19 protein-coding genes and 1 pseudogene are annotated in these 16,628 nt (G+C 61.7%); 16 read left to right on the forward strand and 4 right to left on the reverse strand.

Features of this window, described 5'->3' with window-relative positions; translation table 11 throughout:
• Nucleotides 1-180 (forward strand): hypothetical protein (locus tag AWB68_RS50050; protein WP_235028709.1); only part of this gene is annotated, 180 nt, incomplete at its 5' end.
• Here the strand turns inward: AWB68_RS50050 and AWB68_RS37005 are convergent.
• A complete protein-coding gene (locus AWB68_RS37005; RefSeq protein ID WP_087649183.1) occupies nt 168-1,271 on the reverse strand; it encodes a porin in 1,104 nt (367 codons plus the stop codon). The two genes, AWB68_RS50050 and AWB68_RS37005, sit on opposite strands and share 13 nt — an antisense overlap.
• Before the next feature lie 118 nt (nt 1,272-1,389).
• The gene (locus AWB68_RS37010) at nt 1,390-2,598 is read right to left on the reverse strand and encodes an aspartate transaminase (protein WP_087649184.1); all 1,209 of its coding nucleotides are present in this window, start codon (nt 2,596-2,598) and stop codon (nt 1,390-1,392) included.
• Nucleotides 2,599-2,810: 212 nt separating this feature from the next.
• On the opposite strand from AWB68_RS37010, the gene nac reads away from it, so the two are divergent.
• The 9 genes from nac (at nt 2,811) to AWB68_RS37055 (ending at nt 10,730) form a co-directional block, all read left to right on the forward strand.
• A complete protein-coding gene (gene nac / locus AWB68_RS37015; protein WP_087649196.1) occupies nt 2,811-3,734 on the forward strand; it encodes a nitrogen assimilation transcriptional regulator NAC in 924 nt (307 codons plus the stop codon).
• Between the two features lie 162 nt (nt 3,735-3,896).
• Nucleotides 3,897-4,352 (forward strand): acetyl-CoA carboxylase biotin carboxyl carrier protein, encoded by a 456-nt coding sequence (gene accB, locus AWB68_RS37020; RefSeq protein WP_087649185.1) that lies wholly within the window; start codon nt 3,897-3,899, stop codon nt 4,350-4,352.
• Between the two features lie 54 nt (nt 4,353-4,406).
• Nucleotides 4,407-5,759: an acetyl-CoA carboxylase biotin carboxylase subunit gene (accC, locus tag AWB68_RS37025; protein ID WP_087649186.1), complete on the forward strand. Its 1,353-nt coding sequence runs from the start codon at nt 4,407-4,409 to the stop codon at nt 5,757-5,759.
• Between the two features lie 83 nt (nt 5,760-5,842).
• Nucleotides 5,843-6,514 (forward strand): 5-oxoprolinase subunit PxpB, encoded by a 672-nt coding sequence (gene pxpB / locus AWB68_RS37030; RefSeq protein ID WP_087649197.1) that lies wholly within the window; start codon nt 5,843-5,845, stop codon nt 6,512-6,514.
• Nucleotides 6,511-7,518: a 5-oxoprolinase subunit C family protein gene (locus AWB68_RS37035; protein WP_087649187.1), complete on the forward strand. Its 1,008-nt coding sequence runs from the start codon at nt 6,511-6,513 to the stop codon at nt 7,516-7,518. Before pxpB ends, AWB68_RS37035 begins: the two co-directional genes overlap by 4 nt.
• 2 nt (nt 7,519-7,520) lie before the next feature.
• Nucleotides 7,521-7,997, forward strand: a complete 477-nt coding sequence (locus AWB68_RS37040; RefSeq protein WP_087649188.1) for an acetyl-CoA carboxylase biotin carboxyl carrier protein — start codon at nt 7,521-7,523, stop codon at nt 7,995-7,997.
• Nucleotides 7,982-8,764 carry a LamB/YcsF family protein gene (locus tag AWB68_RS37045; RefSeq protein WP_087649189.1) on the forward strand — a complete coding sequence of 261 codons (783 nt, stop codon included), beginning with the start codon at nt 7,982-7,984 and terminating at the stop codon, nt 8,762-8,764. The genes AWB68_RS37040 and AWB68_RS37045 overlap by 16 nt, the downstream gene beginning before the upstream one ends.
• Nucleotides 8,765-8,897: 133 nt before the next feature.
• Complete coding sequence (locus tag AWB68_RS37050; protein WP_087649190.1) at nt 8,898-9,644, forward strand: SDR family oxidoreductase; 747 nt, start codon at nt 8,898-8,900, stop codon at nt 9,642-9,644.
• A gap of 75 nt (nt 9,645-9,719) precedes the next feature.
• Nucleotides 9,720-10,730: a 2-hydroxyacid dehydrogenase gene (locus AWB68_RS37055; protein WP_087649191.1), complete on the forward strand. Its 1,011-nt coding sequence runs from the start codon at nt 9,720-9,722 to the stop codon at nt 10,728-10,730.
• Nucleotides 10,731-10,889: 159 nt separating this feature from the next.
• Here the strand turns inward: AWB68_RS37055 and AWB68_RS47330 are convergent, their stop codons facing one another.
• On the reverse strand, nt 10,890-11,072 hold the full coding sequence (locus tag AWB68_RS47330) for a hypothetical protein (RefSeq protein ID WP_125483166.1): 183 nt from the start codon (nt 11,070-11,072) through the stop codon (nt 10,890-10,892).
• On the opposite strand from AWB68_RS47330, the gene AWB68_RS37060 reads away from it, so the two are divergent.
• The 6 genes from AWB68_RS37060 (at nt 11,061) to AWB68_RS37085 (ending at nt 15,998) form a co-directional block, all read left to right on the forward strand.
• Nucleotides 11,061-11,762 (forward strand): amino acid ABC transporter permease, encoded by a 702-nt coding sequence (locus AWB68_RS37060; RefSeq protein WP_087649192.1) that lies wholly within the window; start codon nt 11,061-11,063, stop codon nt 11,760-11,762. The genes AWB68_RS47330 and AWB68_RS37060 overlap by 12 nt on opposite strands.
• A 2-nt stretch (nt 11,763-11,764) precedes the next feature.
• Nucleotides 11,765-12,514 carry an amino acid ABC transporter permease gene (locus tag AWB68_RS37065; protein ID WP_087649193.1) on the forward strand — a complete coding sequence of 250 codons (750 nt, stop codon included), beginning with the start codon at nt 11,765-11,767 and terminating at the stop codon, nt 12,512-12,514.
• A 26-nt stretch (nt 12,515-12,540) separates the two neighbouring features.
• On the forward strand, nt 12,541-13,269 hold the full coding sequence (locus tag AWB68_RS37070) for an amino acid ABC transporter ATP-binding protein (RefSeq protein WP_087649194.1): 729 nt from the start codon (nt 12,541-12,543) through the stop codon (nt 13,267-13,269).
• 81 nt (nt 13,270-13,350) lie between these two features.
• Entirely contained in the window at nt 13,351-14,199 is an 849-nt protein-coding gene (locus AWB68_RS37075) for a transporter substrate-binding domain-containing protein (protein WP_087649195.1), read from the forward strand.
• A 71-nt stretch (nt 14,200-14,270) separates the two neighbouring features.
• A complete protein-coding gene (locus AWB68_RS37080; protein WP_087649198.1) occupies nt 14,271-15,026 on the forward strand; it encodes a glucose 1-dehydrogenase in 756 nt (251 codons plus the stop codon).
• A 297-nt stretch (nt 15,027-15,323) separates the two neighbouring features.
• Nucleotides 15,324-15,998 (forward strand): RraA family protein, encoded by a 675-nt coding sequence (locus AWB68_RS37085; protein ID WP_087649199.1) that lies wholly within the window; start codon nt 15,324-15,326, stop codon nt 15,996-15,998.
• Between the two features lie 121 nt (nt 15,999-16,119).
• Here the strand turns inward: AWB68_RS37085 and AWB68_RS37090 are convergent.
• A pseudogene (locus tag AWB68_RS37090) lies at nt 16,120-16,628 on the reverse strand (IS6 family transposase); the annotation flags it as partial.

Below are 16,628 nucleotides of genomic sequence, written 5' to 3' on the forward strand. Positions count from 1 at the left end.
GACACGAGCTTCTTGACCGTCTCGGGCGTAGCGGCGACACGCGCCTCGTTCGCCCGCGTTTCAGCAGGCACTCCGATTCTCATGAACGCTCCTGGCATCAATACCCTGCTGAATTTGCTCAACCAATGGTTGGTCGGCGCGCAGCCGGGATTGCGCGCCTGTTCCCATCAGAACTTGTGACGAAGGCCGACAGTGGCTTCAAATACCGAGTTATTGCCAAAGAACGGCTGGTTCGAATTCGGCAGGCCCGCGAGCGTGGTCCACGCGCCGGTCAGGTGGTTGTAGTCGACGCCGAGATACACGTCGGTACGTTTGCTGAGGTAATAGTCGAGCGTCGGTCCGCCGGTAATGCGCGTACCGCTCGAGCCGCCGTGATGCACGAAGTCCACATAAATCGGCAGGTCGACGAGGAGGGCTGGCGTGATGTAGTAACCGACGGCGGCGGAAAACGAGTCGTTCCGATAGTCCGCGGGATAGACGTGGCTATAGATGTACGAGCCGTAGATCTTGGCGTTCCCGATGGCGTAGGTCGCACCGATGGTGAAGACTTTCTGTGAACTGTCGGGGATCGTGATCCCGAAATAGGTGCTTCCGTAGGCGGTGCTCGCTGGAGTCAGGCCGCCGATGTTATTGATGATCTGATAGGCCGCGCCCACGCTGAGCGGTCCGCGATCATAGCTGAGGCTAACGGCGGGTGAGGAGTTCTGGTGGACGTTGCCGGCCACTTGTCCGAAGGTATAGGCGCCGCGCAATGTGAATCCAAACAGGTTAGGCGACGTATAGCGCACGGTATTGTCGAGTCGGCCGCCGCCGGTGAGGCCGGCGCCCTGAAAGCCGGTCGTCCCCGTGTAGTTCGAGAACGCATAGATGTCGTGCGTGTAGCCCATCTCATGCACGAGCGTGTATTGCCGGCCCATCGTGACGGCACCATAGTTCGATGACAGCCCCACCATTGCCGTGCGCCCGAACAGACGGGCCGTGCCGTTCGGTGTCGATTGCTGGGTCACGCCGGTATTGGGCGTAAAGCCGCCCTCCAACTGGAAGAACGCCTTCATCCCGCCGCCCAGATCCTCAGTGCCTTGAAAGCCCCAGCGGCTTCCGGACAACTCACCGCCGCTGCCCATCGTGTAGAGCTTGTCACCGTTACGGTTCGCGTGCGTATCGAGCCGGATCGCCGTATCAATGATGCCGTACAGCGTAACCGACGACTGCGCATGAGCCACGCCCATGCCGCACACGGAAATTAGTAATGCAAAACAAGACTTCTTCATTTTCTTTCCCTTTGTCGAAGTAGAGCCGAATGGACTGAAACAGACCCTCGCGGCGACCGGCGGACTCTCATGGTCCGCTCGACCTGTATTACCTGTGGTGAAGTGGCGGTGCCGCCTGTTACGTCAGTTCGCGGACGGCTTGCTGGAGTTTCTGGCAGCCTTCTTCGATGATCTCGATCTTGGTGGCGATCGACAGCCGGAAGTACGGCGACGCGCCGTAAGCAGACCCAGCAATGAGTGCGACGCCTGCCTTTTCCAGGAAATAGAGCACCACGTCGCTGTCGGTCTCGAGGACCTGGCCGGACTGAGTCGTGCGACCGATCAATCCAGCGCAGTTGACGAACAAATAGAAGGCGCCGCCGGGCGCCTTGCAACTCAGTCCAGGAATCCGGTTCAGCATTTCGACTGCGCGATTGCGCCGTTGCTCATAGACTTTCACGCAGTCGGCAACGAACGTCTGGTCGCCCGTGAGCGCCGCGAGCGCGGCGGCCTGGCTCACGGAACTGGCATTGCTGGTCGACTGCGATTGCAGCGTGTCCATGGCGGCGATGATGTCCGCGGGGCCCGCCGCATAGCCGATACGCCAGCCCGTCATCGCGTAGGTCTTGGAAACACCATTGATCACGACGACTCGAGAGGTCAACTCCGGCTCGATGTTCAGCAGATGCCGGACCGACTTGTCGTCGTATCGGATGTGCTCATAGATATCGTCGGTCAGGATCAGGATGCGCGGATGACCCAGCAGCACGTCGGCGAGTGCCCGAAGTTCCTCGGCAGAATAGGTCGCGCCGGTTGGATTGGTCGGCGAATTGAGCATCAGCCAACGCGAACGCGGCGTGATGTGAGCGGCAAGCGTTTCAGCGGTGAGCTTGAAATCCTGCTCTTCGGAGCACGGAAGAATCACGGGCGTGCCGTCGCAGGCGAGCGCCATGTCCGGATAGGACACCCAGTACGGAGCGGGAATCAGCACTTCGTCGCCCGCGTCCACCGTCACGGCCAGCGCATTGAAGATCGCGTGCTTCGCGCCACAGGTCACGATGACCTGCCTGGGATCGAACTCGAGTCCGTTCTCGCGCGAGAGCTTTGCAGCGATCGCTGCGCGCAGTGCCGGCGTTCCGGCCGTGGCCGTGTAGCGTGTCTCGCCTCGCTCCATCGCCTCGAACGCGGCGCGACGAATATGCTCGGGCGTATCGAAGTCGGGTTCGCCCACCACCAGGTTGACGATGGTCTTTCCCTCGCGACGCAATGCGGCCGCGCGGTCTGCTGCGGCACTGCTCGGTGAGGGCTTGATGCGCTGGATGCGGCCGGCAATACGGGATGTGCTCACGCTAGGCTCCTGAACGGCATTTGTTGAGGCCTAAAGGTAAGCGCATGAAAAAGTTCGCGCCAAGACGTCTTTACGCTGGGGTAATAGCATCCGCTTATGACGCTTATGGCGGGAAGGACTCGAACTTCGGGGCCGGTAGTGTTTCCGTGGACTTTTGGCCGGGCGCTGCTTCGCCTATCATTCGATACTTGAACGACACCCGGGCGGCGAACGTGAACCTGCGACGACTCAAATATTTCGTGAAGGCAGTGGATATCGGCAGCCTGACGCAGGCGTCGGAAGTCCTGCACATCGCTCAGCCGGCGCTCAGCCAGCAGTTGATCACGCTCGAAGATGAGTTCGGGCAGCAATTGCTCGTACGAACCAAGCGCGGCGTCACGCCGACCGAGGCCGGGTCGACGCTGTATCGCCATGCTCAACTGATCCTGCGGCAACTGGAGCAGGCGCAAGCCGATGTGAAGAGCGCAGGGCAGACACTCTCGGGACAGGTGTCGGTGGGCCTCGCACCGGGTACCGGAGCCTCTGCGCTATCGCTGCCGCTCTTGCGCGCGGTGCGAGCGCGGCATCCGGAGATCCTGCTGTACATCAACGAGAATTTCGGCACCACGTTGAGCGAACTGATCATGAACGGTCGCATGGACATGGCCGTGCTGTATGGCGACAAACCCGTGCACGGCCTCTCGTTCCAGCTTCTCATGAACGAAGAGCTGTTCCTCGTGGCGCCGCCCAGCATGGGGATCGCCGCCGGCCAGATCGCGGTGTCGGACCTGGGGGACGTGCCGCTTCTCCTGCCCCGGCCTTACAACTACCTTAGAAAGTACGTCGACGAAGGGTTTTCACGCGCACAGATGATCCCTAAGGTCGTGGCCGAGATCGAGTCGGCGACGACGCTGGCCGCGGCGGTCAACGCGGGGATTGGGGCCACGATCCTGCCGGCGTCGACGGCCCGGGTGATCGCGGCGACCGGCGATGTCATCCAGTGCCGCATCGTATCGCCGGTCATCAAGATTCCGCTCTCGCTTTGCCTGTCGGACCACCTTCCGCTCTCGGAGCCGGCGGCGGCGGTAAAGGACATTCTTCTCGAACTTGCCGCCGACACGCTCGACGCCGCACCCGCCGGCCCGGTCGAGACATAAGCGCTTCTTATCGCTACAAAGCCAAACCATCTTGGCGCAAAGTAAATGCGCCGGATACATTGAGTCCATCGAAGATCGCAAAGCTCCCATCCGGGGCCGCGATCCAGGCACGAGGCACGCATCGCGTGCCGTAATGGATAACCGCGCCACGGACTCAAACAAATGGATTTGCAGCGAATCAAGGCGTTGATCGACCTCATCGCGCAGTCGCCGCTTGCGGAGATCGAACTGATCGAGGGAGAGGACCGCGTCCGGCTCGTCAAGACGCCGAAGACGCAATCGTCATCCACCGACGCAGCCTCGACGCGCGCCGAAGGCGAAGCGCAGCCGCCGTCGGGCGTACCGACAGAAGCGCCGCAGCAAGCGCCTTCCGCGGGAGCCGCGCGTGTCATCCACGCGCCGATGTTCGGCGTCGTTCATTTGACGCCGGCGCCCAACGAGCCGGCCTTCGCGCAACTCGGCGACAGCGTGTCCGAAGGGCAAGTGATCTGCACGATCGAGGCGATGAAGATGTTCAATGCCATCGAATCGGAATTCGCGGGCACGCTGACGGAAATTCTGGTCAAGGCGGGCCAGGAAGTCGAATCCGGCCAGCCACTCTTCCGGATCTCGCAATGACCGTCCGCCAAATCACCTCCGGCGTGAGCCTTCCGCATCCCCGGCAGAACGATCATGTTTGAAACGGTATTGATTGCCAACCGGGGCGAGATCGCCCTTCGCATCCAGCGGGCATGCCGCGAACTCGGCCTTAAAACCGTCGTGATCCACTCGGAAGCCGATGCCAATGCGCGCTATGTTCGTCTCGCCGGCCAGGCGCTGTGCATCGGCCCCGCTGCGCCCGGACTGAGCTACCTAAACCGCTCGGCGATCCTGCTGGCCGCGCACCTGAGCGGCGCGCAGGCGGTGCATCCCGGCTACGGATTCCTGTCGGAAAACGCGGATTTCGCCGAGCAGGTTGAAGCAGCCGGCATGAGCTTCATCGGGCCGAAACCCGAGTCGATCCGGATCATGGGCGACAAGGTCGCCGCCAAGCGCGCGATGCGCGCGGCGGGCGTGCCCTGCGTGCCGGGACCCGATGGCGGCTTGCCGGACGATCCCGCCCGCATTCTCGAGATCGCCGGGGAGATCGGCTACCCGATCATCGTCAAGGCTGCGGGCGGCGGTGGCGGGCGCGGCATGCGCGTGGTGCACGCCGCGGACGAATTGCTCGACGCGGTCTCGGTGACGCGCGAGGAAGCACGGCGCGCCTTCGGCAAGCCGGAACTCTACGCGGAGAAGTTTCTCGAGCACCCGCGTCACGTCGAGATCCAGGTGTTGTGCGACACGCATGGCAATGCGCTGTGGCTCGGCTCGCGGGACTGCTCGTTGCAAAGGCGGCACCAGAAGGTCATGGAGGAAGCGCCCGCGCCGGGCATCGACCCTGCGCTGATCCGGCAAGTGGGAGAGCGCTGCGCCGAGGCATGCCGGCAAATCCAGTATCGCGGTGCGGGCACGTTCGAGTTTCTCTTCGAGAACGATTGCTTCTATTTCATCGAAATGAACACGCGCTTGCAGGTGGAGCATCCGGTGACGGAGATGACCTCGGGCATCGACATCGTGCGTGAGCAGATTCGCATCGCCCAGGGCCATGCACTGACGGTCCGGCAGTCCGACATCGCGACGCAGGGGCATTCGCTCGAATGCCGCATCAACGCCGAGGACCCGTTCACCTTCATGCCGTGCCCGGGCCGCGTCTCCACATGGGAATTGCCGGGTGGCAACGGCGTGCGCGTCGATTCTCATCTCAGCAGCGGCACCGAAGTGCCACCGTACTACGATTCGCTGATCGCCAAGGTCATCACGCACGGCGCGGACCGCGAAGAAGCGCTCGGCCGCATGCGGGTCGCGCTCTCGGAGATGCGGGTAGAGGGCATCCGCACGAACGTGGCGCTGCACCAGTCCGTGCTCGAAGACGACGGTTTCCGCGCAGGCGGCGTCGATATTCATCATCTCGAGCGCTGGCTCGCAGCAAGGAGAACGAGTTGACCTCGATCATTGAAGCAGTCCGGCCGACAGCGGGGAAACCCGGCACGTCAAGCCGATCCCTCGCGCGAGAGACAGTGAAGCTCATGACACAGCCTGAAACCGACCAACAGCCGCGCATCAGCCTGCTCGGCACGACCGCGATGCTTTTCGAAGCGCCGGGTGCCCTCGACTTGCCGACCCAGCGCCGCATCTGGGCGCTCAGCCGCAAGGCCGCAACGTGGGAGGCGATTCGCGAAGCCGTGCCCGGCATGTCGAACCTGATGCTCACTTTCGGACGCCCTCCGCGCGATGTAGGCTCGATCGAGTCTGCGTTGCGCGAAGCGTGGGCCGAAGCGGAAGAACTGACCTTCGAAGGAAAGATCGTCGAGCTCGCGGTCGAATATGGCGGCGAGTTCGGACCGCACATGGCTGACGTCGTGGCCCATACCGGACTCTCGATCGACGAGGTCGTGCAGCTTCACACGGCGCCGCTCTACACGGTGTTCGCGCTGGGCAGTCACCCCGGCTACTGTTATCTCGGCGGCATGGACCCGCGCATCGCCGCGCCACGCCGCGAGGTACCGGTTCTCGGCCTGCCCGGCGGCGCGGTTTCGATCGGCGGGGTGCAGACCGGCGTTTCAGCCTCGGCCGGCCCAAGCGGGTGGAACACGATCGGACACACGTCCATGTCGTTCTTCGACGCGACCCGCGCCGATCCCGCCATGCTCGCGCCGGGCGACATGATTCGTTTTCGTGCCGAGAGGATCATCCGATGATCGAAGTTCTTTCCAACGCCGCGCTCGCCACCGTTCAGGATCAAGGCCGGGAAGGCTATCTGCGCTACGGCGTCGGCACGTCCGGCGCGATGGACCGGGTTGCGCTCTCGGTCGGCAACCTGCTTCTCGGCAATGACGATGACGCGGCGGGCATCGAGATTCCAATGTTCCCGTTTCGCGTGCGCTTCACGGCTGACGTCGCCTTCGCGTTGACCGGTGCGGATTGCGTGGCGCGCTTGAACGACCGGCCGGTGCTGCCGTGGTGGACGCTGATGGCGCGCAAGGACGACGTGCTCACCATTGGCGTGCCGACGACGGGCGCGCGCTGCTATCTGCTTTTGGAAGGTGGCGTCGACGTTCCCGTGGTGCTCGGATCGCGCAGCACGCAGTTGCGAGGCGAGTTTGGCGGTCACGAGGGCAGGCCGCTGCAAAAGGGCGACGTGCTGCAAGTGGCTCAATTGCAACCGGCCGCGCCATCAGGGGAGCGCGAGTACGCGGGCTTCGGTGTCACCTCGCCGTCGTGCACGCTGCGACAAAGCACGGCCGTCCCCGAAGCAAGCCCGGATGAGACGGTGGTGCGCGTGCTTCCGGCGGCCGAATACGAGTCGTATCAGGACGCATCGATCGAGGCATTCTGGCGCGAAAGCTGGAAGGTCACGCCGCAAAGCGACCGCTATGGATATCGCCTTTCGGGACCCGTCCTCAGTCCACGTCAGCCGCTCGAAATGCGCTCGCATGGCATCGTTCCCGGCGTGATCCAGGTGCCCCCGAGCGGGCAGCCCATCATCCAGTTGCGCGATGCGCAACCTTCGGGAGGCTACCCGAAGATCGGCACGGTCATCGAGGCCGATCTGTGGCGTCTTGCTCAAGCACGCATCGGCTCGAAGATCCGTTTCGCGAAGACGACCTATCGTGAGGCGCTCGACGCACTGGACGAGGTGGAGTGGTATGTGAACAAGCTTCGTCAGCTTGTCGGACTTCATCGCAGCGCACCCAGGCCATAGACATGACACAGAAATCTGAACTGGAGGTCAGTGAACTGCGGCAGATCGCCGGATGGCTGGAGTCGGCTGGCGTGGGGTTCATCGAGATCGGCAGAGGCCGAAACATCGCGCGACTGACGCTTGAGCTGCCGGTGCGCCGGGCATCGCCTCGGCCAGTGGAAGCACCCGATGGCAACGCGCGTGAGACACGCACAAACCAGGTCGTCGCCCGCCACGCGGGAGTGTTCCTGACGACTCATCCGGCCAGGTCCGCACCGCTCGTCGAAATCGGCTCGCGCGTTCGCGCGGGGGACACGGTGGCGCTGCTGCAGATTGCCGAGCTTTGTCTGCCGGTGGTTGCGCCCGCCGACGGTGAGGCCGAGGAATGGCTCGTCGAGCCGGGGACGATCGTCGGGTATGGCACCGCGCTGATGGTGCTTAAGTCGCTCGCGCACACCCAGTACAACCGCAACGGAGTCACAACGTGCAAATCGACCTGAACGCCGACCTCGGCGAGGGCTTCGGCCCGTACCGCATGGGCGAGGACGAAGCCATGATGGACATCGTATCGTCGGCGAATGTGGCCTGCGGCTATCACGCCGGCGATCCGGTAATCATGGACAAGACCGTACGCCTCGCGCTCGCGAAAGGCATCGACGTGGGCGCGCACGTCGGCTTTCCGGATCTGCTCGGTTTCGGGCGCAGACAGATCCAGGCCGAGCCACTCGAACTCGCCAAATACGTGCTCTATCAGATGGGCGCGCTCGCCGGCATTGCGAAAGCGGCAGGCGCGACGCTCACGCACATGAGCTTTCACGGCGCGCTCGGCAACATGGCCGCCGCCTCCTACGAACTCGCCGAGCCGCTCGTGCAAGCCGTGGCGGATTTCGATCGCGACATCATCGTCAGCGTATCGACCAACACGCAGATCGAGCGTGCCGCCGACAAACTCGGCATGCGCGTAGCCAATACGTTTCTCGCCGATCGTGCTTACGACGACGAGGGGAACCTCGTCTCGCGCAAGCTCGAGGGCGCGGTCATCAAGGACCGTGTTGCTGTGCTGGAACGCGTGACCCAACTGCTCGAACACGGCACCGTGACGACCATCACCGGCAAGCGTCTGAAGCTCGCAGCACAGTCGATCCTGCTGCACGGCGACACAGCCGGCGCCGTCGAACTCGCACGCACGGTGCGCGATGCGATCGAAGAGGCCGGAGGGCATATCGTGCCCGTGTCGAAGCTCGTGTCGAATCAAGCGCGACATTGATGCCATAAGACGGGCTTATTGCTTCAAAGCCAATCCGTCTTGGCGCTCTGCTCCGCGCACATATACATTCACATCGAAGGCTGTTGCATTCCTTCTTGTGAGCCAACTCACCGAACCAGGAAAGGGGAAACTGATGCCGTTTTCAGACTACAAGACCGCACTCGTGACGGGCGCTTCAACCGGCATGGGCGCGGCAATCGTGGAGCGCTTCTGTCGCGAGGGGCTCGAAGTGCACGCGCTCGCCCGCAACGCCGAGCGTCTGAACGAACTCGCCGAGCGCACGGGCTGCATCCCTCACGCGATCGATGTATGCGACCTCGACGCGGTCACGAAACTCACTGAGCAGGTTCCGTTCGATATCGTCGTGAACAACGCCGGCGTCTCCACCAGGGGTTCCATCCTGAACGCCCGGGCCGAGGACATTGACGTGCAGATCGAGGTCAATTTGCAAGCCGTTCTGCATCTGGTGCGCCTGACCATGCCGGGCATGGTTGCACGCGACCGCGGCCATATCGTCAACATCAGCTCCATCGCGGCGATCTACAACTTCGGCGGCAACTCGATCTACCACGCGACCAAGGCGGGCATCCATGCGCTCTCGCGCCAACTGCGCGTCGATGCAACAGGCAAGCGCGTGCGCATCACGGAGATTTGCCCGGGTCGTGTGGCGACGGACATCTTCGGACACGTGAGCGGAGACGTCGAAGCCGCGCGCAAGGAATTCATCGACGGCTTCGAACTGCCGTTGCCGTCCGATATCGCCGACGCGATTGCTTTCGCGATCGCCGCGCCGCTCGCGGTCAACATCAGCAACATGGAAATCCTGCCGACACTGCAGGTTCCGGGCGGCCTCACGACCATCAAGCGCGAACCGAACTGACACCCATCGATGCGCTCATTCGACGCTGCCGGACGCGCATCACCCAACACGAATTGAGCAATTCAGGAGATTTACATGAGTGCATCGGTCCTCGTCACCCGCGCATCGTTCCCGGACATCATCGACCGCCTGCGCGAACATTTCGATGTCGCCGACAATCCTTCCGACACGCTCTGGACCCAGGACGAGTTGATCGAGCGCCTGCAAGGCAAAGAGGGCGCCGTGACGGCCGGAAGCGACCGCATCGATGCAAGGCTGCTCGACGCATGCCCGATGCTCAAGGCGGTTTGCAATATAGGCGTCGGCTATAACAACGTCGACGTTGCGGCCTGCACCGAGCGCGGCGTGCTGCTGACCAACACCCCCGACGTTCTGACCAACACCACAGCCGATTTCGGCTTCGGTTTGATGATGGCGGCGGCCCGGCGCATCACCGAATCGGAGCGCTTCGTTCGTGCAGGGAAGTGGGTTACCACGGGTCGCTTCGACATGCTGCTTGGCGGCGACGTGCATGGAACGACGCTCGGCATCCTCGGCATGGGCCGCATCGGCCAGGCGATCGCAAAGCGGGGCGCACTCGGCTTTGGCATGAAGGTGATTTATCACAACCGCACGCCGCTGGCGCCCGAGATTGAAGCGCAATACGGCGCGCGGTATGTCGAGAAAGATGCGCTCTTGCGCGAGTCGGATCACCTGATCGTCGTCGTGCCGTATTCGGCGAGTTCCCATCATGCGATAGGCGCGGCGGAACTGAAGCAAATGAAATCGTCGGCGACGCTCACGAATATTGCGCGCGGCGGCGTGGTGGATGACGCCGCGTTGGCGACGGTGCTCAAGGAAGGCGGGATCGCGGCCGCAGGTCTCGACGTGTTCGAAGGAGAGCCACAGGTTCATGCGGAGTTGCTCGCCTGCACGAACGTCGTGCTTACGCCTCATATCGGAAGCGCGTCGGTCACGACGCGCCGGGCGATGGCTGCATTGAGCGTCGATAACCTGATCGCCGCGATGGGCGTGGGCCCGAACGCAGGAAAGCCGCCGACCCCCGTCAACCCGCAAGTGCTTGGCGTTGCCCCCACACCTGCCTGAAAAGATACAGCGAAAAGACAGCAGTAACGATGGAGTCTCTCCCGAGGCTCCATCCGTATGGTATTGAGCCGACCAGGAGCCCCGCAGAGGGCCGGCGAACCAGGAGACGCAATCGTGAGAACCCTTATCCCGTGGGGCTGTGACGCCCGTTGCCACGCATCATTCCCGAAGCTTATCGCACCAGAAGAAAGGCGTCTGCATGGTGATTTTTTTGCGAGCTAGTATCAATTCATGGCCGGCGTCAATGCTGCCATCGAGCTGAGCACCGCAATGCAGGTCGGCATCGACGAGCGGCTTTGCTGCTCCACCTGAACACTCTGGACGTGCGATATGAAACTTCATTTTGACGTGGCAACCGTGCTGCAGGGCGACTATGGCGCCATGTTCCTGCACGGTATCGAACTCACGCTCGCGATGACTGCTCTCGCGTGGCTGCTGTCGCTGTTTGTCGGGCTCCTGCTCACGCTGATCCGGATGACCAACAATCGCGTCGCCACTTCTTTCGTGGGGATGTACGTGGCGTATCACCGGAATGTGCCGATGCTCGTCCAGATCCTCTTCTGGTACTTCGGGATCGCGGCGATCCTGCCGGCCGGATTGCAGGACCTTTTGAACGACTACAACGGCCAGTTCATTTTCGCGGTAATCGCAATCGGACTCTGCAGCGCGGCATATCTGTCCGAGGACATCCGAAGCGGCCTGCGCGCGATTCCTTATGGCCAATATGAAGCATCGCGCGCGCTGGGACTGAACTTCGTCAAGGGCATGCGTTACGTCGTGCTGCCACAAGCGTTGCGCAACGCCATCCCCCCGATGGTCAACCACACCGTGTTGCTCTTCAAGAATACGAGCCTTGCCATGGCGATCGGCGCGGCGGAGCTGACGTACGTCACGCGCAAGATCGAGAACGAGACGTTCCTTTCGTTCGAAACGTATCTGGTCGCGACGGTTCTCTACCTCGGTTTGTCGATGGTCATCATGATGGCGGGCGCTCGGCTCGCGGCACATTACCGCATCCCGGGAGTGAAATAGTCATGTTCGATATCCTGCGTGAGAACTGGACGTTGCTGCTCATCGGGCAGTACCCCCACGGTCCCATCGGTGGAATTGTCGTCACCATCCTGCTGTCGCTCTCGGCGCTGGTCGTCGCGTTTCCGCTGGGCATCCTGGTCGCGCTGGCGCGCATCAGCCAGTTCAAGCTGCTGCGCGCGCCGGCCACCGCTCTCGTCTATACGGTGCGCGGAGTGCCATTGCTGATGGTGATCTTCTGGGTGTACTTTCTCGTGCCGGTGTTGACGGGCTATCCGGTCACCGGATTCGTCACGATGCTGTGCGCTCTGGTCATTTACGACTCCGCGTATCTGGGCGAGATCATCCGGGGCGGGATCGAGGCATTGCCGAAGGGGCAGACCGAGGCGTCGCGTGCGCTGGGCCTGAGCTACCTGAAGACGATCCGCGCGGTGATTCTGCCGCAAGCGCTCTATAACGTGGTGCCGAGCATGGTCACGCAGTTCGTCTCGACCATCAAGGAAACCTCGCTTGGCTACATCATCAACGTGCAGGAGCTCTCGTTCGCGGCCGACCAGATCAATAACCGCCTGTTGACGAAGCCTTTCCCGGTCTACCTGATCCTTGCCCTCAGCTACTTCGTTCTGTGCTATGCGCTGACGCAACTTGCGTACTACCTGGAGCGCCGCATCACGCGCAAGCGCGCCGGCAGGGCCAACAAGCCGCGCACGGGTAAGCAACCACCTCTAGTCGAACCGATTGCAAGCGAAAGCTGAGCCTCGAACTTATCAAAGGAACTGCGATGATCAAGTTTTCTGACGTCAACAAGTGGTACGGCGAGTATCACGCACTGGTCGATGTGAACGCCGAGGTGAAGAAGGGCGAAGTGGTCGTGGTTTGCGGTCCTTCCGGGTCCGGAAAGTCGACCCTGATCCGCACGGTCAACCGGCTGGAAGAGATCAACGGGGGCACCATCTCGTTCGACAACCAGGACATCCACGACAAGAAGATGAGCCTGAATGCCTACCGCAGCCGCATCGGCTTCGTGTTCCAGCAGTTCAACCTTTTCCCGCACTTGTCCGTGATCGACAACATCACCTTGTCGCCGATGCGTGTTCGCGGGATGAAACGGGCACTCGCTGAAAAGAAGGCCACCGACCTTCTGGCTCGCGTGGGCCTGTCCAACAAGGCGCAGTCCTTTCCAGGACAGCTCTCGGGCGGACAGCAGCAGCGCGTCGCCATCGCGCGGGCGCTGGCGATGGACCCGCCCGCCATGCTGTTCGACGAACCCACGAGCGCGCTCGATCCGGAAATGGTGGGCGAGGTGCTCAACGTCATGAAGAGTCTCGCGCAAGAGGGCATGACGATGATGTGCGTAACGCATGAGATGGGGTTTGCGCGCGAAGTTGCCGATCGGGTCTGGTTCATGGATGCCGGCAAGATCATCGAGACGGCCGAGCCCAAAGAGTTCTTCCTGCGTCCAAAACACGAGCGGGCTCAGCGCTTTTTGTCCGATTTGAGAACCCATTGAGCGATCTCTTGGCGCCACGCCAGTGTAGCGCCAGTCGATCTCGCTTCATTTTATTCATCTACCAAGGTCAGGAGCTTCACCATGCAGTTCAAGACGCTTATCGCAAGTATGTTGGCTCTCACCAGCATTGCCGTGTGTATCGCTCCGGCACATGCTGACCAACTCTCGGACATCAAGAGCCGCGGCACGCTGAGTTGCGGCGTGTACTCGAATGTCGAGCCGTTCTCCTACCCTAACGCGCAAACGCGACAGCTCGAAGGTATGGACGTCGATCTTTGCACCGCGATCGCCAAGCAACTCGGAGTGAAAGTCAGTCTTGAGCCGCTTGCGGTTGAAGCGCGCATTCCTCAACTGAAGCTTGGCCGTGTCGACATGGTGGTCGCCAATCTTGCGTATACGAAGACTCGGGCCACGCAGGTCGCATTCAGCGACGCGTACTATTCGACGAAGGAAGTCCTGGTTGTCAAGAAGGCGGATGCATCGAAGAAGCTCGCCGATTTCACCGGCCAGAAGATCAGCGCGGCGGACGGCTCGACGTCGGCGCAATCCATTCCGATTTCGATCAAGGACGGTCAGCCCGTGACGTTCCACGACACGAGCTCGGCGTTCCTCGCACTACAGCAGGGCAAGGTCAAAGGCTTCGTGACGAACCAGATGACCGCGATCAAGATCGCGAAACAGGTCGAAGGGTCGGACGGCGCAGTGGCGATCGCACCGGAGCCGATGTTGATTGAACCGATCGCGGTAGGCTTGCGCCAGAACGAACCGACGATGCTTGCTGCCGTCAACAAGGCGCTTGGGTCCCTCGAACAGAGCGGCGAGATGAACACGATCTTCAACAAGTGGCTCGGCCCCAAGACGCCTTATGGCCTGTCGCGCACGGACAAGGTGACCCCGATCGATCAACTCAAGTTCACGCCGGTGTCCTGAGCGGGCAACGCTGGCAAAGCGCAGCCTGTGCGCGACTTGAATAAGGAGATGCTTTGAACCACGTTCTCAAGATGTTTGATTTGACCGGACGGTCTGCCTTGATCACTGGATCAAGCACGGGCATCGGGTTTGCGCTAGCTCGCGGGCTTGGAGCGGCCGGCGCGCGCGTGATCCTGAACGGCCGAAACGAGGCGCGCCTGCGCGATGCGGTCGCTCGACTGCGAGAGGAGGGCATAACGGCGGAAGCAGCCAGCTTCGACGTCACCTCGCCGCCGGAAGTGAGCGCCGCGATCGACCGGATCGAAAAGGAAATCGCTCCCATCGACATTCTGGTCAACAACGCAGGCATGCAGCGCCGCGCGCCGCTCGAGGAGTTTTCGCACGAGCAGTGGCGCGAGCTGATGCAGACCAACGTCGATAGCGTGTTTCTGGTCGGACAAGCGGTGGCGCGATTCATGATCGAGCGCGGCGCTGGAAAGATCGTGAATATCTGCTCAGTCCAGAGCGAACTTGGCCGCCCGAATATAGCGGCGTACACGGCGACCAAGGGTGCGGTGAAGATGCTGACGAAGGGCATGGCCATCGATTGGGGCCAGCACGGCATTCAAGTCAACGGACTGGGACCGGGTTACTTCAAGACCGAACTCACGCAGGCGCTCGTGGACGATGCGACCTTCAGCAAGTGGCTGATCGGCCGGACGCCGTCGCGTCGTTGGGGGGATGTCGAGGATCTGGTGGGCGCGGCTGTTTTCCTTGCGAGCGACGCGTCGAAGTTTGTGAATGGGCACATTTTGTATGTCGATGGGGGCGTGACCGCGACCCTGTAGCGTTTTTGTTCGGCGCCGGGCATCTGGAAGACGTCTGTCATAAGCACTCGTTCTAGCGCGAGACAGATTCGATCTTTGTGTCCGTGCGCTGACATCGGTAGTCTTGAGTGGGGAGCCTATTGCGATGGATGCTACCGGAGGTAGGAATCAGGCTGTGCGGGATGCACCGTTTGATGCGCTTGGGGAGACCGCTAAGAAAACAAGCTCTACAGAAGCCTGAGCGCATCAAACGGCGTAAAGACCTCAACGCCAGGCGCCAGCGACCACCCTTCATTACCTTTTGTTTAAATGACCGCCATGAGCACTTACAAAGCCATCCGCAAGAATCCGTCTGCCACGCAAGCCGAGACACAGTTGCTTGCCTCATTGCGGGATATTCCCGTGTCCGCGCTGAGCGACAACATGCATCGCAACATTGGAACGAAAGGGCTTAGTCCGTATCACCGTCCCTCCGGTCAGACGATGGCAGGCACCGCCGTAACCGCACGCTCGCGCGGCGGCGACAACCTGACTTATCTAAGGGCATTAGAGTTCTGCCGACCGGGCGATGTTCTCGTCATCGATGCTGGAGCGGATCTCAACAATGCCGTCATCGGCGGCATTCTGACCTTTTATGCCGCGACGATCGGCTTGGCCGGAATCGTGCTCGACGGGGCGATCCGCGACGTCGCCGAGATTCGCGCGCGGGAGTTTCCCGTCTACGCGCGCGGCGTTACGCATCGCGGACCCTACAAGGACGGCCCCGGCGAGATCAATGTTCCCGTTTCGGTCGGGGGAATGGTTGTCAATCCCGGCGACCTCATTGTTGGCGACCAGGATGGCGTGTTGGCCATTCCGCAGGAAGTCGCCGAGTTGGTCATTCAAAATGCCCGCGACGTCCTCGCTGCGGAAGCCCGTACGATGGAAGCGATGCGCGCCGGGAAATGGGACCGCTCGTTTATCGATGTTCTTGAGGCACGCTGCAACAACTAGGCCGGCGCCCGCTTTATAGCGGAACTCTTGGGGTCTACGCCGCGCGCGGTGGGAGGCGCACTGCGGGTTTTGTCGCGTTAAGGGCAAGATGGCGAACGGACTTCAGTATAGTGAGGATCGCTTATGCCGCCAGTGAGTAGAACTGTTCGGCACGAGTGCATGCGATGCCACGGTCCTCCATTTGGCTCTTGGCGATCATGTGCATCGGTTCGATGCCGCTCAACAGGATGCGGGCACAACGAAAATTCTTGAAGCCCAGCATGGGCCGCGTGCGTCGGTCGCTTGATCGCCCGATGGTCTTGCTCTACGACGTTGTTCAAATACTTGTTCTGGCGAATCTTGATCGGTGTTTCCCGCTCCGCGTTGAGAGCATCCAGCGCGGCCAGGTTCGCACCGCTTTTATCGATTGTCACCGTCTCGGGCTCGCCGTTTTGGTCGATTGACTTTTCGAAGTAGCGCCGCGCCGCGGCCTTGTCACGATGGGCACGCAGCAGAAAATCGACCGTATTGCCCTCCTTGTCGACTGCGCGATACAAATACTTCCACGGGCCTGGGACCTTGATATACGTTTCGTCCATTCGCCAACTCCGGCCCACGCCACGCTTGTGGCGGCGGAACACCTTCTCCAGA

Origin of the sequence: Caballeronia choica, assembly GCF_001544535.1 — a bacterium.
Lineage (GTDB): Bacteria > Pseudomonadota > Gammaproteobacteria > Burkholderiales > Burkholderiaceae > Caballeronia > Caballeronia choica.

Excerpts from the sequence above, each read along its gene's own strand:
- pxpB (WP_087649197.1), top strand. The coding sequence starts at position 5,843 with ATGACACAGCCTGAAACCGACCAACAGCCGCGCATCAGCCTGCTCGGC.
- AWB68_RS37005 (WP_087649183.1), bottom strand. The coding sequence starts at position 1,271 with ATGAAGAAGTCTTGTTTTGCATTACTAATTTCCGTGTGCGGCATGGGC.
- AWB68_RS37070 (WP_087649194.1), top strand. The coding sequence starts at position 12,541 with ATGATCAAGTTTTCTGACGTCAACAAGTGGTACGGCGAGTATCACGCA.
- AWB68_RS37075 (WP_087649195.1), top strand. The coding sequence starts at position 13,351 with ATGCAGTTCAAGACGCTTATCGCAAGTATGTTGGCTCTCACCAGCATT.
- AWB68_RS37060 (WP_087649192.1), top strand. The coding sequence starts at position 11,061 with ATGAAACTTCATTTTGACGTGGCAACCGTGCTGCAGGGCGACTATGGC.
- AWB68_RS37055 (WP_087649191.1), top strand. The coding sequence starts at position 9,720 with ATGAGTGCATCGGTCCTCGTCACCCGCGCATCGTTCCCGGACATCATC.
- accC (WP_087649186.1), top strand. The coding sequence starts at position 4,407 with ATGTTTGAAACGGTATTGATTGCCAACCGGGGCGAGATCGCCCTTCGC.
- AWB68_RS37050 (WP_087649190.1), top strand. The coding sequence starts at position 8,898 with ATGCCGTTTTCAGACTACAAGACCGCACTCGTGACGGGCGCTTCAACC.
- AWB68_RS37085 (WP_087649199.1), top strand. The coding sequence starts at position 15,324 with ATGAGCACTTACAAAGCCATCCGCAAGAATCCGTCTGCCACGCAAGCC.
- AWB68_RS37035 (WP_087649187.1), top strand. The coding sequence starts at position 6,511 with ATGATCGAAGTTCTTTCCAACGCCGCGCTCGCCACCGTTCAGGATCAA.
- AWB68_RS37080 (WP_087649198.1), top strand. The coding sequence starts at position 14,271 with ATGTTTGATTTGACCGGACGGTCTGCCTTGATCACTGGATCAAGCACG.
- AWB68_RS37065 (WP_087649193.1), top strand. The coding sequence starts at position 11,765 with ATGTTCGATATCCTGCGTGAGAACTGGACGTTGCTGCTCATCGGGCAG.
- AWB68_RS47330 (WP_125483166.1), bottom strand. The coding sequence starts at position 11,072 with ATGAAGTTTCATATCGCACGTCCAGAGTGTTCAGGTGGAGCAGCAAAG.
- accB (WP_087649185.1), top strand. The coding sequence starts at position 3,897 with ATGGATTTGCAGCGAATCAAGGCGTTGATCGACCTCATCGCGCAGTCG.
- AWB68_RS37040 (WP_087649188.1), top strand. The coding sequence starts at position 7,521 with ATGACACAGAAATCTGAACTGGAGGTCAGTGAACTGCGGCAGATCGCC.